This window comes from Streptomyces sp. NBC_00654, from assembly GCF_026341775.1.
In the GTDB taxonomy this organism is placed as follows: Bacteria; Actinomycetota; Actinomycetes; order Streptomycetales; family Streptomycetaceae; genus Streptomyces.
The window spans coordinates 3,510,670-3,526,742 of sequence record NZ_JAPEOB010000001.1; the positions used below are offsets into that span (position 1 = coordinate 3,510,670).

The 16,073-nt window shown below is 72.1% G+C and carries 14 protein-coding genes; 7 read left to right on the plus strand and 7 right to left on the minus strand.

Annotation, left to right across the window (positions count from 1 at the left end):
• Nucleotides 1–46: 46 nt before the first annotated feature.
• Genes OHA98_RS15035 through OHA98_RS15045 form a run of 3 tightly spaced genes read left to right on the plus strand, consistent with a single transcriptional unit; the run spans nt 47 to nt 2,975 of the window.
• Nucleotides 47–814, plus strand: a complete 768-nt coding sequence (locus tag OHA98_RS15035) for a (Fe-S)-binding protein (protein WP_266926035.1) — start codon at nt 47–49, stop codon at nt 812–814.
• Nucleotides 811–2,346 (plus strand): lactate utilization protein B, encoded by a 1,536-nt coding sequence (locus tag OHA98_RS15040; RefSeq protein ID WP_266926037.1) that lies wholly within the window; start codon nt 811–813, stop codon nt 2,344–2,346. The genes OHA98_RS15035 and OHA98_RS15040 overlap by 4 nt, the downstream gene beginning before the upstream one ends.
• Entirely contained in the window at nt 2,343–2,975 is a 633-nt protein-coding gene (locus tag OHA98_RS15045; RefSeq protein WP_266926038.1) for an LUD domain-containing protein, read from the plus strand. Before OHA98_RS15040 ends, OHA98_RS15045 begins: the two co-directional genes overlap by 4 nt.
• A gap of 31 nt (nt 2,976–3,006) precedes the next feature.
• On the opposite strand, the gene OHA98_RS15050 is transcribed toward OHA98_RS15045, so the two are convergent.
• On the minus strand, nt 3,007–4,899 hold the full coding sequence (locus tag OHA98_RS15050; RefSeq protein ID WP_266926039.1) for a DUF2264 domain-containing protein: 1,893 nt from the start codon (nt 4,897–4,899) through the stop codon (nt 3,007–3,009).
• Entirely contained in the window at nt 4,896–5,939 is a 1,044-nt protein-coding gene (locus tag OHA98_RS15055; protein ID WP_266926041.1) for a hydroxyacid dehydrogenase, read from the minus strand. The genes OHA98_RS15050 and OHA98_RS15055 overlap by 4 nt, the downstream gene beginning before the upstream one ends.
• A 456-nt stretch (nt 5,940–6,395) precedes the next feature.
• On the opposite strand from OHA98_RS15055, the gene OHA98_RS15060 reads away from it, so the two are divergent.
• On the plus strand, nt 6,396–7,163 hold the full coding sequence (locus OHA98_RS15060; RefSeq protein ID WP_266926043.1) for a sulfite exporter TauE/SafE family protein: 768 nt from the start codon (nt 6,396–6,398) through the stop codon (nt 7,161–7,163).
• A 31-nt stretch (nt 7,164–7,194) separates the two neighbouring features.
• On the opposite strand, the gene OHA98_RS15065 is transcribed toward OHA98_RS15060, so the two are convergent.
• Both OHA98_RS15065 and OHA98_RS15070 read right to left on the minus strand, forming a co-directional pair.
• Entirely contained in the window at nt 7,195–8,724 is a 1,530-nt protein-coding gene (locus OHA98_RS15065) for an amino acid permease (RefSeq protein ID WP_266926045.1), read from the minus strand.
• A 157-nt stretch (nt 8,725–8,881) separates the two neighbouring features.
• Entirely contained in the window at nt 8,882–9,889 is a 1,008-nt protein-coding gene (locus OHA98_RS15070) for a hypothetical protein (protein WP_266926047.1), read from the minus strand.
• A gap of 368 nt (nt 9,890–10,257) precedes the next feature.
• Here OHA98_RS15070 and OHA98_RS15075 point away from each other — a divergent pair, with 368 nt between their 5' ends.
• From OHA98_RS15075 to OHA98_RS15085, 3 genes are read left to right on the plus strand one after another with little or no spacing between them, the layout of a single operon-like run.
• Complete coding sequence (locus tag OHA98_RS15075) at nt 10,258–11,691, plus strand: FGGY family carbohydrate kinase (RefSeq protein WP_266926048.1); 1,434 nt, start codon at nt 10,258–10,260, stop codon at nt 11,689–11,691.
• Complete coding sequence (locus OHA98_RS15080; protein ID WP_266926050.1) at nt 11,688–13,133, plus strand: FAD-dependent oxidoreductase; 1,446 nt, start codon at nt 11,688–11,690, stop codon at nt 13,131–13,133. The genes OHA98_RS15075 and OHA98_RS15080 overlap by 4 nt, the downstream gene beginning before the upstream one ends.
• Nucleotides 13,130–14,419, plus strand: coding sequence for an NAD(P)/FAD-dependent oxidoreductase (locus OHA98_RS15085; RefSeq protein ID WP_266926052.1), 1,290 nt, complete (start codon nt 13,130–13,132; stop codon nt 14,417–14,419). The genes OHA98_RS15080 and OHA98_RS15085 overlap by 4 nt, the downstream gene beginning before the upstream one ends.
• A gap of 12 nt (nt 14,420–14,431) precedes the next feature.
• On the opposite strand, the gene OHA98_RS15090 is transcribed toward OHA98_RS15085, so the two are convergent.
• The 3 genes from OHA98_RS15090 to OHA98_RS15100 all read right to left on the minus strand — a co-directional run bounded on the left by OHA98_RS15090 (nt 14,432) and on the right by OHA98_RS15100 (nt 15,993).
• Nucleotides 14,432–14,764 carry a hypothetical protein gene (locus tag OHA98_RS15090; protein ID WP_266926054.1) on the minus strand — a complete coding sequence of 111 codons (333 nt, stop codon included), beginning with the start codon at nt 14,762–14,764 and terminating at the stop codon, nt 14,432–14,434.
• 143 nt (nt 14,765–14,907) lie between these two features.
• Nucleotides 14,908–15,330: a DUF350 domain-containing protein gene (locus tag OHA98_RS15095; protein ID WP_266926056.1), complete on the minus strand. Its 423-nt coding sequence runs from the start codon at nt 15,328–15,330 to the stop codon at nt 14,908–14,910.
• 144 nt (nt 15,331–15,474) lie between these two features.
• Complete coding sequence (locus tag OHA98_RS15100) at nt 15,475–15,993, minus strand: DUF309 domain-containing protein (protein ID WP_266926058.1); 519 nt, start codon at nt 15,991–15,993, stop codon at nt 15,475–15,477.
• Between the last annotated feature and the right edge of the window lie 80 nt (nt 15,994–16,073).

A 16,073-nucleotide genomic window follows, 5' to 3' on the forward strand; every position in this document is an offset into this window, starting at 1 on the left:
ACCGAGGCTAGTATGGTCCGACCATACAAACGACCGAGGAGGCCTCATGCGCATCGGACTCTTCGCCACCTGTCTGGGAGACACGCTCTTCCCCGAGGCGGTGAAATCCACCGCGGTCCTGCTCGCCCGCCTGGGACACGAAGTGGTGTTCCCGCCGGAGCAGACCTGCTGCGGCCAGATGCACGTCAACACCGGCTACCAACGTGAACCCGTCCCGCTGGTACGCAACTTCGCCGACCAGTTCGGCGACGCCTCCATCGAGGCGGTCGTGATGCCGTCCGGCTCCTGCGCGGGCTCGGTCCGCCATCAGCACAGGATCATCGCCGAACGGTACGGCGACACCGCGCTGCGTGCCTCGGTCGCCACCGTCAGCGCGAAGACGTACGAGCTCTCGGAATTCCTGGTCGACGTCCTCGACGCCACCGACGTCGGCGCGTACTTCCCGCACCGCGTCACCTACCACCCCACCTGCCACTCCCTGCGGATGCTCCGGGTCGGTGACAAGCCGCTCAGGCTGCTGCGTGCCGTCGACTCCATCGACCTCGTCGAGCTTCCCGAAGCCGAAGTCTGCTGCGGCTTCGGCGGCACCTTCGCCGTGAAGAACGCCGAGACGTCCACCGCGATGCTCCAGGACAAGATGACCCACGTCGTGGCCACCGGGGCCGCCGTGTGCACCGCCGGGGACTCCTCCTGCCTGATGCACATCGGCGGGGGACTCTCCCGGATCAAGGCGGGCACGCGCACCCTGCACCTCGCCCAGATCCTCGCCGCCACCCGCACCTCGCCGCACGCCCTGCTGGAGGCCGCCGTATGAGCACATTCCTCGGCATGCCCGCCGCACCGCCCCGCTCCCCGTACGGGACGGGCCATCTGCGCGGCGAGCAGACGTTCCCCCAGGCCGCCCACGACGAACTGCGCAACGGCCAGCTGCGCCGCAATCTCGGCCGGGCCACCCGCACCATCCGCGCCAAACGCCTTCACGTCACCGGCGAACTCCCCGACTGGGAGGAGTTGCGCGACGCCGGATCGGCCATCAAGACCGACACCATGAACCGGCTCCCCGAACTCCTGGAGCAGCTGGAGCGCAAGGTCACCGAGCACGGCGGCACCGTCCACTGGGCCCGTGACGGAGCCGAGGCCAACGAGATCGTCACCCGGCTGGTGAAGGCGACGGGCAGCGACGACGTCATCAAGGTCAAGTCGATGGCCACCCAGGAGACCGGCCTCAACGAGCACCTGGAAGCCGCCGGGATCACCCCGTACGAGACCGATCTGGCCGAACTCATCGTGCAGCTCGCCCACGACAGGCCCTCGCACATCCTGGTGCCCGCGATCCACCGCAACCGCGACGAGATCAGGCAGATCTTCCTCAAGGAGATCCCCGGCGTCGACCCGGCGCTCGACAATGTGCCCGCCCACCTGGCCGCGGCCACCCGTGCCTATCTGCGCGAGAAGTTCATGACGACGAAGGTCGCCGTCTCGGGCGCCAACTTCGGGATCGCCGAGACCGGCACCCTGTCCGTCGTCGAGTCCGAGGGCAACGGCCGGATGTGCCTGACCCTGCCCGACACCCTCATCACCCTCATGGGCATCGAGAAGGTGCTGCCGCGCTACGCGGACCTGGAGGTCTTCCTTCAACTGCTGCCGCGCTCCTCCACGGGCGAACGGATGAACCCGTACACCTCGATGTGGACCGGGGTGACGCCCGGCGACGGGCCGCAGGACTTCCACCTGATCCTGCTCGACAACGGACGGACCGCGGCCCTCGCCGACACGATCGGACGCGCGGCCCTCAACTGCATCCGCTGCTCCGCCTGTCTCAACGTGTGCCCGGTGTACGAACGGGCCGGCGGACACGCCTACGGATCGACCTACCCCGGCCCGATCGGCGCGGTGCTCACCCCGCAGCTCGCCGGGATGCACGCAGCCAAGGACGACCCCAACAGCTCGCTGCCGTACGCCTCCAGCCTCTGCGGTGCCTGCTTCGACGCCTGCCCGGTCAAGATCGACATCCCCTCGCTGCTGGTCGAGCTGCGCCACCAGAACACCGAGCAGTCCGGTACGACGGCGGAGAAGCTGGCCATGAAGGCCGCCGCGGCCGTGATGAGCAGGCCGAAACTCTTCACCGCCGCACAGAAGGCGTCCGGCCTCGGCCGGGCCGTCGCCGGGCGGGACGGCACGATCACGCATCTGCCCGCACCGCTCAACGGCTGGAGCGACAGCCGCGACACCGCCGCCCCGCCACGCCGGACCTTCCGCTCCTGGCTGGCATCGGCGGAGGGCGCCGCCACGATGCGCGCCGCCGCCGCCGAACACGACAGCAGCCGCCAGGAGGACGAGAAGTGACCACCGCACGTGACGCCGTGCTCGGCCGGGTCAGGGACGCCCTGGCCCTCGCCCCCGCCACCGCGACCGTGATCCCGCGCGACTACCGCACCGGCCGAACCCTGCCCGACGACGTACGGCTGGCCCTGTTCACCGACCGGCTCGTCGACTACAAGGCCCGCGTCCACCCCTGCACGGCGGACCGTACCGCCGACGTGCTCGCCGAGGTCCTGCGGGAGCACGGCGCCCACCGGATCGGCGTGCCCGCCGGGCTCGACGCGCGGTGGCTCACCGCGTTCGACGGCGAGGTCCAGGAGGACTCCGCGGACATTCCCGCGCCGAGCCTCGACACCCTGGACGGGGTGGTGACCGCGTCCGCCGTCGGCTGCGCGGAGACCGGCACGATCTTTCTGGACGGTTCGCCCGACCAGGGGCGCAGGGCCCTGTCCCTCGTCCCCGATCTGCACGTCTGCGTCGTCGACCTGTCCTCGGTCGAGGCCGGTGTGCCGGAGGCGGTGGCCAGGCTGGTGCCCGAGCGGCCGACGACCCTGATCAGCGGGCCCTCGGCCACCTCGGACATCGAACTGGAGCGGGTGGAGGGTGTCCACGGCCCGCGCACCCTCGTCGTGGTGATCCGCACGGACGCGTAGGACCGGCCGGTACCGGAGCCCGGGACCGCCCTCAGAGCTGATCCACCGTCACTCCCGCGGGGCCGAAGACGATCCGCGTCCTCGCCCCGTCCCGCGCCCACACGGCCTCCACCGTGTCACCGTTCGCGGCCCGGACGTCCGCCACCGCGGCGAGTCCGCCGGCGTCCGGCTCCGCGGTGAGCGAGGCGAGCGCCACCAGCAGCGCCGTTCCCCGCGCGTCGGCGGAGAGCCGGGGCAGCACGGCCCAGCGGGTGAACGCCGTGCCCTGGGGGGCCCGCACCTCCTCCCGCTCCTGCCAGCCGTGCAGCCCGTGCAACTGGGACCGCACCCCGTCCCCGGGACCCGTCGCCCAGCCGGTCTGCTCGATCCGGGCCCCGTCCGGAGCCCCCAGCACCCGGTGCACCCGCAGTTCGTAGCGGCCCCGCACGACGGTGACGCTCTCCACCCGCAGTCCCGGCACCGTGGGCGGGCCCGACGGGAAGACCGGACGGTGCCAGGACGCGGCCCAGCCCCAGCCCTCGCCGTGCCCCGCACCCAGCGGGTGGACGCGCACCCGCGCGCTGCGCGCCCCGCCGACCCGCACCGACAGATGGTTGTCCGCGGTGTTCGCGGCGGAGGTCGGGCCGGTCACCGTGGAGTAGGCCTGCCGGGCGTAGAGCGGGTCCTGACCGGCCGCCGGCTCGCCCTCGTGCGGCCGGACGTGGTCGCTGCCGTGATTGTGCAGCCGGACGATCCCGTCCACCCGCGTCGACTGCACGAGCAGACCGGGAGCCGGAACGGAGAGTACCCGGTCGGGCCCCTCGCTCGGCGCGGGCTCCTCGGTCGCCGTCCACAGCGGATGCTCCGCGGGGGCGAGCAGCGCGACGAACGCCTTGGACGCCCAGTACGGCGACGAGGGGCCGGAGTAGGTCTGGAGCGTGGCCTCGTGCGGGCCGTGCCAGCCGAGGGAGAGCAGCCCGTCGTCCCCGGTCGCGCCCCGCTCCAGGAAGTAGCGCAGCGATCCGCTGACCAGCCGCCTGGACACCCCGGGGGAGAGCGGGGTGTGCCCGCTCACCGCACCGATCCCGGCCGCGGCGCCCGCAGCGAAGCGGTACGAGAGGGAGCGCCCGAAGTACAGGGGCGCGCCGTCGGCCCCGAACATCGCCGCATGGCTCTCCAGATGCTCGCGCAGCCGCGCCCCGTAGCGCTCGCCCAGCTCCGTGTCCCCCGACAGATGGGCGTCGAGCACCGGATAGAGGTGCAGGGCCCAGCCGTTGTAGTGGTCGAAGGCACGCCCGTCCCCGTCCGCGTACCAGCCCCCGCCCCGGTACCAGCCCTCCAGCAGCTCCAGCGCCCGCTCCCTGGCCCGCGCGGTCTCGGCGTCGCCGCGGCCCACCGACTCCAGGAACCCGGCGACGGAGTAGGGGAACAGGTACCAGTTGTTCGGCGCGGGAGTGTGCCGCAGCGCTCCCCGGAGCCACTCCTCGGCCCGGTCCCGCACCCCGTCGTCGAGCAGGTCCCAGAGCCAGGGCCGGGTCAGCCGGAGGCCGATGGCGACGGACGCGGACTCCACCATGGGCTGCCCCTGCACCTGGTGGTCCAGGATCAGCGGCCAGGACTCGGTGTCCTCCCGCCCGGGGGTACGCGTACCGGCGCCCAGCCCGTCCGCGTACCGCTCCAGCCAGCCGTGCGGGTCCTTGCCCTCCGCGCCCGCCACGCGGAACGCGGCGGCCAGGAACGTACGGGCGTACCCCTCCAGCCCGTCGGACCGGACCCCGGAGGCCGAGGGCCTGCCCGGGAGGTCGAGCAGGGCCCGGCCGGGTGTGGCCCACCGCCAGGCGGCGTGCAGCAGCCCGTCGGCCGCGGCCTCCCAGTGCGCCCGGGTGTAACCGGTGTAAGGGCTGCGGGCACGGTCTTCGGCGGGGAGTTCGAAGGAGAGGGTCATGCGAGGAATGCCAGCCTTTCGGGTCGTACGGGATGGGCGAAGCCGTCGCCCGCGGCCCAGCGCCCTGCCTCGCCGACCGCCAGTTCGGCCAGCCGGCGCCACTCGTTGCCCTGGGACCCGGCGAGATGAGGGGTGATCAGTGCGTTCTCGCAGTCCCACAGCGGGTGTGCGGCCGGCAGTTCGTCGGGCTCGGTGACATCGAGCACCGCCCGGATCCGGTCCTGCCGGAGCATGTCGGTCAGCGCGTCCTGGTCGACGACAGCGCCCCGCGAGGTGTTGATCAGGACGGCGTCCGGCCGCATGGAGGTGAGGAGTTCACGGCTGACGAGACCACGGGTGGCGGTCAGCAGTGGTGTGTGGACGCTCACCGTGTCGCTCAGCGCGAAGAGTTCGCCGATCCCCACCTGCCGGACACCGAGCGCCCCGGCGTCCGCCGTGGAGACGTACGGGTCGTACAGCAGGACCCGCAGGCCGTACGGGCGCAGCAGCTCGATCACCCGCCGGCCGATCATCGAAGCGGACAGGATGCCCACCGTGCGGCCGTAGTTGCCCACGTGCGGAGGAGTCCTCAGGGGGTTCTCGCGGCGGCGTACGGTCCGGTAGTCGCGTGCCCGTTCGAGGGCCCGCTTGCCGGACAGCAGGATCATCGCGACGGTGTACTCGGCGACCGGCAGGGCGTTGGCCGCGGCGGCGGACGAGACGTCGATGCCACGCTCCCAGCAGGCCTCGGTGACATGGCCGCGTACGGAGCCCGCGGTGTGGACGACGGCCCGCAGCGCGGGGGCCGCGGCCAGGACGTCCGCGTCCAGCGGCGGGCAGCCCCAGCCGGTGACCAGCAGTTCGACATCGGCGAGAGCGGCGCGGGCCCGATCGGTGGTGAAGTCGTCGAGCACGGGCGGCGGGGTGAGCGCGCACACCTCACCCAGCGCGGCCAGGGACTCCGGCGGGAACACGGCGGCTGCCGCGTCCCTCCCCATGGCGAGGGCGGCGCGCGGACGGCGGCCCGGCGCGGGCGCGGCGGGACCGGTGGTGGGGGTCATCTCTCTCCTGTCCGGTTGCTTGACGGCGCCCGCCGCGAGCCCCGGGCGCCTGAGGCGCTGGAGCGGAGCGGACGCGAGGATCAGCGGCACCACCGCGAGCAGCGGACAACGGGAATCCTGATCGACTGATCGGTCATGGTCAAGAGATCGCTCAGAAGAAAGTTGAAACGGTCAAACGATCATTTCCGGGCCGGTCCGAGACCTCCAGTTCGGCGGCGAGCACACCCACCATGACGGTGCCCCGTGACCGCGCCACGCGGCCGGTGTTCGCCGCCGTCCCGGTTCCACCGGCTCCCGCATGCCGCCGGCCCCTCGCCATGTCGCCGAGCGGTGTTCGTCCGAACGCCTCGCATGAGCGCTCGGGGCGCAGCATGGGCAGAAACCCGCCCCGACCGTCCGCCGGAAAAGGGGATGACCGGACGCCGAAAACCGGGTGTGTCTACCATCTGATCCGGCATGGACACCATCACACTCTGGCAACTGGCCGCACTCGCGGCGGCATCCACACTCGTCGGCTTCTCCAAGACGGCCGTCAGCGGTGCCAATACGATCAGCCTCGCGGTTTTCGCGGCCGTACTCCCGGCCCGCGAATCCACCGGGGTGCTGCTCCCGATCCTGATCGCCGGCGACATCCTCGCCGTGCTGGTCCACCGCCGCCACGCGCACTGGCCGACCCTGCTGCGGCTGTTCCCCGCCGTCGCCGTGGGCGTGGTGGCGGGAACGCTCTTCATGATGTGGGCGGGCGACGCCGCCGTACGGACCTCGATCGGCGCGATTCTGCTGTTCATGTCGGGCGTCACCATCTGGCGCCGGCGTACCGCCGCCGTCCCGGCGGAGGAGGGGACGACGGAGCGGGGCCCCTCACGGGGCGGCCGGATCAAGGCGCGTACCTACGGGGTGCTCGGCGGCTTCACGACCATGGTCGCCAACGCCGGTGGCCCGGTCATGTCGCTCTATCTGCTCTCCGCCGGTTTCCGGAAGCTCGGCTTCCTGGGAACGTCGGCGTGGTTCTTCCTGATCGTCAACACGTCCAAGGTGCCCTTCAGCGTGGGCCTCGGGCTCATTGACGCCCGGTCGCTGCTGCTGGACGCGTGCCTGGTGCTGTTCGTCGTCCCCGGCGCGTTCATCGGCCGCACGTGCGTGGGCCGGATCAACCAGAAGGTCTTCGAACGGATCGTCATCGGGGCGACCGTGCTGGGCGGCCTCCAGCTGCTGCTGAACTGACGCAGCGGCCGGACACCGCCCGGCACACCGGTCAGACGATGCCCTCGGCGATCTCCGCCTGCTCCCGGGCGTTCCCGTACGCGGACGGGGTGCTGTACGAACGGCGGGCGACGAACCACCAGATCGTGGCCAGGACCAGCACCGCGACCAGGGCGATCGACGCGTAGTTCATGGAGTCGATCGTCACCGGCGAGGACTGCGGCAGCAGGAACAGCACGGTCACGATCGCGACCCAGACCACGGCGATCCAGCCGATCGGCTTGGACCAGCGGCCCAGATGCCACGGTCCGCGCTCGAAGCGGTCCCCGGCGCGCAGCTTCAGATAGATCGGGATCGCGTAGGCGGGAGTGATGCCGATGACATTGATCGCGGTCACCGCGCCGTACGCGGTCGCGGAGTACAGCGACGGCACCGCCAGCAGCGCGGCGACACAGACCGAGAGCCACACGGCCGGCACCGGCGTCTGCGTACGGGCGCTCACCTTGCGCCACAGCGCGGAGCCCGGCAGCGCGTTGTCCCGGCTGAACGCGAACACCATCCGGCTGGCGGCGGCGACCTCGGCGTTGCCGCAGAACAGCTGTGCCGCGATCACGATCAGCAGCATCGCCGTGGCGCCCGCGGTGCCCAGCGCGTCGATGAGGATCTGGGCGGGCGGCACCCCGGTGGCGCTGTTCTGCGTGCCCGCGTAGTCCTGGATCGCGAAGGTGAGCCCGGCCAGCAGGACGAATCCGGCCACCCACGACACCCAGATCGCGCGGACGATGCCCTTGGCGGCGGTCACCGAGGCGTTGGACGTCTCCTCGGAGAGATGGGCCGAGGCGTCGTAGCCGCAGAAGGTGTACTGGGCCAGCAGGAGCCCGATCGCCGCGACGTACAGCGGGTTCTCCCAGCCCGTGTCATTGACGAACTCGGTGAAGACGAAGGACGGCGACTGGTGGTTGGAGGGCACGATCGCCAGTACGGAGACGATCACGGCCACTCCGCCGAGGTGCCACCAGACGCTGATCGAGTTCAGCACACTCACCAGGCGGACGCCGAACAGGTTCAGTACGGCGTGCAGCAGCAGGATGCAGAGGAAGATCACCATCGTGGACCCGGGAGTGGGGTCGAAGCCCCACTGAAGGTTCAGCAGCGCGCCGGTGAACAGCGCGGCGCCGTAGTCGATACCGGCGATCGCGCCCAGCAGGCCGAGCAGATTCAGCCAGCCGGTGTACCAGCCCCATTTGCGGCCACCGAGCCGGTCGGCCATGTAGTACAGCGCCCCCGACGTGGGGTAGGCGCTGGTGACCTCGGCCAGCGCCATGCCGACACAGAGCACGAACAGGCCGACGCCGGCCCAGCCCCAGAGCATCACCGACGGGCCGCCGGTCGACATGCCGAACCCGTACAGCGTCATACAGCCGGACAGGATCGAGATCACGGAGAAGCTGATGGCGAAGTTGCCGAAGCCTCCCATGCGGCGGGCCAGCACCGGCTGGTAGCCGAGCTCCCGCAGGCGTTGCTCTTCATCTCTCTGCGGAGTGGCCTCCGCGCTCGACTGCTTGCTGGTGGATATGGACATGGGGAGAACCTCCGGGTGGGGATGGGAACGGTCCGGGGAAGGAGCGGGAAGCGGGAAGGGGGACAGGAGGGAGAAGTCAGGTAAAGGGGCAGGGGCAGGGGAAGCCAGGGGGAAGCGGAGGCGGGCGCGAGGGGAACGGCCGGGCGTGAGCACGCACTCAGCCGTGCCGGCCGGATCCCGGATCGTGCGCGGCCGTGAGACTCCGGCTGCGGGCCCGCAGGAACACTTCCTCGGCTGCCGCCGGATCACCGGGTGTACGGGTGCGGTACGCCCACGGAACCGAGGTGTAGTAGGGGCCCAGCGACCGGAACACCGGTGCCGCCTCGGCGAATTGCAGAGCGCCCCACAGCGCGTGGGCCAGATGGTTCAGATCGAGCAGCGACTGACGGGCCGGGTCGGTGCGGTGGAACCAGATGTGCAGCGCCCGCTGGGCGTCCCGCTCCCCGTCCTCGGTGACCCAGTGCAGATCCAGCGCCTTCTCGCCGCCTTTCTCACGGCGGTACCGCTCCACCCTCACGTACAGCGGCAGCGCATGGAGCGGTGATCCGTCCGGTGCCGAAGAAGCCGCCCACTGTACGAAGTTGACGGCCTCGGACAGCGAACCTCCGCCCCGTCGGGCGTACACGAACTGGAGCATCCGGTGATACGACTCACGGTTGTACGGGTCGCGTCTGTCCGCCTCCGCCAGCAGCCCCCAGGGTCCCGGGAACAGCATCGGCCCCGGAGGTGCCAGCCGGTGTTCCTCCAGCCGCTGCTGTTCATCCAGCTGGGACAGGGCGAGCAGGCAGATCCAGGGCACCGGGTCGGCGGGTGAGGCGTGCGCGGCGGACCGGCAGCCCTCCCAGGCATCCTGCCACAACTGCTGTGCGTGCGGGCTTCGTTCACGGTGTGCGCGGATGGCGCGTTCCACGACGACCCGGGCGTGCATCACGGCCGCGGCGACGCTCCGGGGTTCTTCGGCCAGCCACGCCTGAACGGCGTCGGAACCCGCGGCCACCGCGCCGAGCACCTGGGTGCGCTGGGTCCACAGGGACCAGTCCGGGGTGCTCTCCAGCAGGTTCCGCATGGACACCCAGCGGCCGGTGCGCAGGTCCTGCAGAGCGCCGCGCAGATCATTGTCGTGGCCGGCGGGATGATAGACCGGCCGGAAATCACTGGGGGCCATCGGCTCGCCCCGCCCCCGGAGGGCCTGAGGGGGCGGGGCGGAACGCCGGGCACCGCGGCACGGCTAAGGGGCTGGTCGTCATGAATCCTCAAGAACGTGGGGGGTGGAGCAGCTGCGGTGAGCGAACTGCGCCGGAGAGTCCGGTTGTTGCTCGGCGGTGAGTGTAGAGCGCCGGGCGCCGATCTTCCGAAGACTTTGCGGATCTTACTGAAATACCGGTTGCCCGAAGGGCGTTGACGGCGACATTCCGGTTCCGGCAAGGTATCGGGGCCGGGGTTGACGAATGCCGTGGTCTGCACGACTCTGTGCGTGAAAGACCAATGATCACCATTCCGTTCCCCCGGGACCGCCGCACAGCTGGAGTGTCGATGTCAGGCCCCGTGCTCGCCGTCGACCAGGGCACGTCCGGCACGAAAGCGCTGGTGATCTGCCCCGAGCGCGGGGTGATCGGCTCCGGTTCGGCGCCGGTCCGGCCCCGCTACGGCGCGGGGGGATCCGTAGAGGCGGACCCCGCCCAGTTGCTCGGCTCGGTCCTCGACGCCGGGCGGGAGGCGCTGCGCGACGCGGGCGAGCCGGTCGCCGCCGTCGGCCTGGCGAACCAGGGGGAGACGGTCCTCGCCTGGGACCCCGCCACCGGACGGCCGCTCACCCCCGCGATCGTCTGGCAGGACCGGCGGGCCGAGGGAATGTGCGCCGAACTCGCGGACCGGGAGGAGGAGTTGAAACAGCACACCGGCCTCCCGCTCGACCCGTACTTCGCCGCACCGAAGATGTCCTGGATCCGGCGCGAACTCACCCGCGAAGGCGTCGTCACCACCAGCGACGCCTGGCTCGTCCACCGGCTGACCGGCGCGTTCGTCACCGACGCGGCCACCGCGGGGCGCACCCAGCTCCTCGACCTGGACCGGGTCGAATGGTCGCCCGCCGCCCTGGAGATCTTCGGGCTCGGCGCGGAGCGGCTCCCCGCCGTCGCCGACGCCGACAGCCTCGTGGGCACCACATCCGCCTTCGGCGGCGAACTGCCGCTGACCGGCCTGCTCGTCGACCAGCAGGCGGCGCTGCTGGCCCAGAACGCCCTGGACCCCGGCATGGCCAAATGCACCTACGGCACCGGGGCGTTTCTCCTCGCCCAGACCGGGGACCGGCCGCGCCGCGGCTCCACCGGTCTCGTCAGCTGTGTCGCCTGGCGGATCCGCGGCCGCACGAGCTACTGCCTGGACGGCCAGGTCTACACCGCCGCCTCCGCCGTCCGCTGGCTCACCGAGCTCGGCGTGATCACCGGCGCCGCCGACCTCGATCCGGTCGGCTCCGCCGTCCCCGACGCGGGCGGTGTCACCTTCGTGCCGGCGCTCGCGGGACTCGCCGCCCCCTGGTGGCGCGGCGACCTGCGCGGCTCGATGACGGGCCTCGGCCTGGACACCACGGCGGGCCACCTGGTGCGGGCCCTGTGCGAAGGCATCGCCGCGCAGGTCGCCGAACTCGCCGACGCGGCCGCCTCGGACCTCGGCGCACCGCTGTCGGTACTGCGCGTGGACGGCGGTCTGACCCGCTCCGCGCTCCTGATGCAGACCCAGGCGGACCTGCTGCAACGGCCCGTCGAAGTCTCCGCGCTGCCCGATGTCACCGCACTCGGGATCGGTGCCGTCGCGCGTCTGGGCCTCGACCCGGCCCTGCCGGTCCGCCAGGCCATACCCGCGTGGGAACCCGCCGCCGTGTACGAGCCCCGGATCACGGCGGACGAGGCCGCCGAACGCCGCGCCGGATTCCGTGCGGCGGTGGACACCCTCCTGGAGCGCGCATGACACCCACCGTCACCACGTCCGGGGATCTGCCGGGCGGCGCCACCTACGACGTCACGGTCATCGGCGGGGGAGTCGTCGGCGCGGCAGTCGCCCGCGAACTGGCCAAGTACCCGCTCCGTACCGCACTGGTCGAGGCCCGCGACGACATCGGCGAGGGCACGTCCAAGGCCAACACGGCGATCCTGCACACGGGTTTCGACGCCGTTCCCGGTTCGCTCGAAGCGCGCCTGGTACGCGAAGGGCAGCGGCTGCTGGCCGGCTACGCCACCGGGTCGGGCATCCCCGTCGAACGCGTGGGAGCCCTTCTCGTGGCCTGGGACGAAGAGCAACGTGCGCTGCTGCCGGGACTGTTGGCGAAGGCGGAACGCAACGGCTACCACGCGGGGCGCCTTTTGGGAGCCGAGGAGCTGTACGGCCGGGAACCCCGCCTGGGGCCGGGCGCGCTCGGAGCCCTCGAAATCCCCGACGAGAGCATCATCTGCCCATGGACGACCCCCCTCGCGTACGCCACCCAGGCCGTCCGGGCGGGAGTCCATCTGCACCTCGGCTGCCGGGTCCTGAGCATCGAGAGCGGACCGTACAGCGGCTCGGACACCGGCTCCGGCGCCGCGGGCGGCCGGCATACCCTCACCACGTCGCGCGGCCCCCTGCACACCCGCTACCTGGTCAACGCCGCAGGGCTGTACGCCGACGAGATCGACCGGCGGATGGGTCTGGACACCTTCACCGTGACGCCCCGCCGGGGCGAGCTCATGGTCTTCGACAAGCTCGCCCGCGACCTCGTGCGCCACATCCTGCTGCCCGTGCCCACCGCCGCGGGCAAGGGAGTTCTGGTGGCGCCCACGGTGTTCGGCAATGTGCTCCTCGGACCCACCTCCGAGGAGCTCGACGACAAGACCGACACCGACTCCAGCGCCGACGGCCTCCACTTCCTCCAGGAGAAGGGCCGCCGCATCCTGCCCGAGCTGCTCGACGAGGAGGTCACCGCCGTCTACGCCGGGCTGCGGGCCGCCACCGGCCAGGAGGACTACCGGATCCAGGCACACCCCGACCGGCGCTGCGTCACCGTCGGCGGGATCCGGTCCACCGGACTCACCGCGTCGATGGCCATCGCCGCACATGTCACCGGGCTGCTCGACGGCATCGGCCTGGATCTCGGCACCCCGCGCGAACTGCCGGCCGTCACGATGCCCAACCTGGGGGAGGCCTTCCCCCGCCCGTATCTGAGAGCCGACCTGATCGGCCGGGACCCGGCGTACGGCACCATCGTCTGCCACTGCGAACGCGTCACCCTGGGCGAGATCCGCGACGCCCTCTCCGCCACCGTCCCGCCCGGCTCCCCGGACGGCCTGCGACGGCGTACCCGGGCCGGGGGAGGCCGCTGTCAGGGCTTCGCCTGCGGGCCCGCCGTCCGCGCACTGTTCGAGGGGGCCCGGCCGTGACCAGGAACGAACGGGCCGTGGACGTACTGGTCGTCGGGGCGGGCCCGGCCGGTCTCGGGGCCGGAGCCGAACTCGCCGCGTCGGGCGCCGGCCGGGTCGAGATCCTGGAGCGCGAACTCGACGCGGGCGGCGTGCCACGCCACTGCCACCACAGCGGATTCGGCGGACGGCTGCGCGGCGGGGACACGGGGCCCGACTACGCCCGCCAGTGCGTTCGGGCTGCCGTGCGCGCCGGAGCCGTGCTCCGTACGGGAGTCACGGTCACCGGCTGGGTGAACGCCACCACTGCCGGATCCGCCGCTGACGGCCCGGCCGATGCCCCGTCCCCCGCCGGGGCGCACGTCCTGGACGTCACCGGACCGGCCGGGCTGGAGCGGATCACCGCCCGCGCGGTCGTCCTGGCCACCGGCGCCCGCGAACGTCCGCGCAGCGCCCGGCTGATCCCCGGCGGCAGGCCCTCCGGCGTGTACACCACCGGCGAACTCCAGCAGGCCGTCCATCTGTACGGGCAGCCGGTCGGCAGCCGCGCGGTGGTCATCGGCAATGAACCCGTCGGCCACGCGGCGGCCGACACCCTGCGTACGGCCGGGGTCGAGGTCGTCGCCATGGTCACCGACCAGCCGCCGTCCCCGGTCGCCGCGCTCCTGCGCCTCCAGGGCCGCTGTCCGCTCCTCACCCGCGCCACCGTCATCGGACTCAGCGGCCGCGCACGGCTGACCGGAGTGACGCTGCGCCACGAGGACGGCCGCACCCTGACCGTCCCCTGCGACACCGTGGTCCTCACCGGTGACTTCGTTCCCGACCACGAACTCGCCCGGCGCGGCGGCCTCACCCTCGACCCCGGCACCCGGGGGCCCGCGTACGACCCCGAGTACCGCACCTCACGGCCGGGGGTCTTCGCCGTGGGCAATCTGCTGCACGGCGTCGAGCGGGCGGGGGTCGCGTCGTCCGAGGGCCGTGCCGCGGCCGCTCCCGTGCTGCGCCATCTCGCCGGGACCGTGCCACCGGCCCGGCGTCCGGTGCCGCTGGCGGTCGACGCCCCGCTGCTGTGGATCGCACCGAACCGGACCGGTCCGGCCGGGGCACGCCCCCTCCGCGGCCGGTTCGTGCTGCGTACGGCGCGCCGGCTGGACCACCCCGTCCTCGTCGTCACCCAGGACGGGCGCGAACTCGACCGGCAGCGGCTGCTGCTGCCCGCCGTCCCCGGCCGGCCCTTCCACCTGGGCGCGGGCTGGCTGGAGCGGGCCGATCCGCACGGCGGTACCGTGCGGATCACCGCCGTGTGAGCGCCCCGGACCTCAGGGGATCAGCAGCCAGTCCGCGCCGACGGCCGCCACCAGGCCCAGGCCGAGCAGCCAGCTGCCCAGCCGGGTCCGCCCGTTCCTGCTCAGTTCGATCACGACGCCGCACAGGATCAGCGCGAGCCCGTACACGCCGACGACCAGTACGGACGAGCGGCTGGCGATCCGCAGCGCCAGAACCACGGCCATCGCCGCCATGCCCACCGAGGAAAGGACGATCCGCAACCGCCGTGCCTGACGTGGCGTCAGTCTCTTCCCGTCGACGGCGGCTGCGGCTATCGGGGCGTCCACGCCTTGGTCCTGTCCCTGGTCCTGGTCAGAAGTGCTCATGGAGCCGGATCGTAATGGCTGCGCGGCACGAGGGTCCGCGGACCGGGAAGATCAGGTGCGAGGGTAAGCACCGGAGCGAGCTTCCCGGGAAGCGGCCTCGGAAGTGTTCGGGAGGCGTCCGGGAAGCGTCCGGGGGAGGCGCTTCAGGCGATGGACGCCGAGACGACGGCGGAGACGGCGAGGTTGCAGGACCCCGTCACCCAGACGGCCGGGTGCGGCTCCCGCTCGACCAGCGTGGCCCCGAGCTTCCCGGGGGTGACCAGGTCGACCACCAGGAACGCCACCGCCATCAGCACCAGGCCGAGCACCCCGAACGCCGCGGTCGAGACCAGCCCCTTGCCGAAGTCCTCGTACGTCGTCCAGATCGAGGTGAACACGATGCCGCCGATGCCCAGCAGCGCCGAACTGAGCAGCGCGGCCGCGTTGCGGTTGCGCTCCTCCCAGATCTGCCGGCCCAGCCTGCCCGGCGTCAGGAGGTCGACCAGGAATATGCCGAGCACGAGCAGTACGACGCCGAGGGCCCCGTAGGCGGTGGCGCGGCCGAGGCCGTTGATGATGTCGGTCATCGGAAGTCCGTCTCCAGAACAGGCGGTGGGAACAGGGAAGACACACGGGGAACAGGGAAACGCGGGTGACGAGGGGAAACGCATCGGGAAGAGGGAAATCTATCGCACACCTGATCGCACACGTCCGGGCTGCCCGCGGCGTTCCTACGTCCGCAGCCGAGGCGCCTCCACCGCCGCGTCCACGTTCCCCGAATCCTCCGTGGACCCCGTGACCGTGACCGTCGCCGCGCCCGCCTCCACCCGCCCGGCCAGCTCCGTCGCCCAGCCAACCAGGGAGCCGACGCCGATACCGTGCGGATCGGTGTCGCGGAAGGCGCTGATCGCCCCCGCGCCCCGGCGCAGCAGCCGCGCCCCGCCCGCCGTGTTGCCCCGGGCCGCGTGAGTCAGCCCGACGGCCAACTGGGCCAGACCGCGCCACAGTTCACGCTCGCCCTCGGGCCCCGACTTCCAGGCGTCCTCGAACACCTCGTGCGCGTGGAAGGGCATCCCCGCGTCCAGCAGCCGCTGCGCCTCCCGCACAGTCTCCTCCGGAGTGCGGACCACTCCTTCCGGCTGCCGCTCCACCCCCGGTGTCCCGTAGGGGAGGGGCCGCCCCAGCCCGTCCCGGGGGCGTGCGTTGCGCGCCCTGCCCTCGGCGTCACGGTCCCTGCGAGTCTTGTCCACTACCCGATTGTGCCCCGTACCTGCGAGGAATGGCTTGAACACTGTCCGCGGGCCCCCGCGCACGACTAGGCTCGACAGTC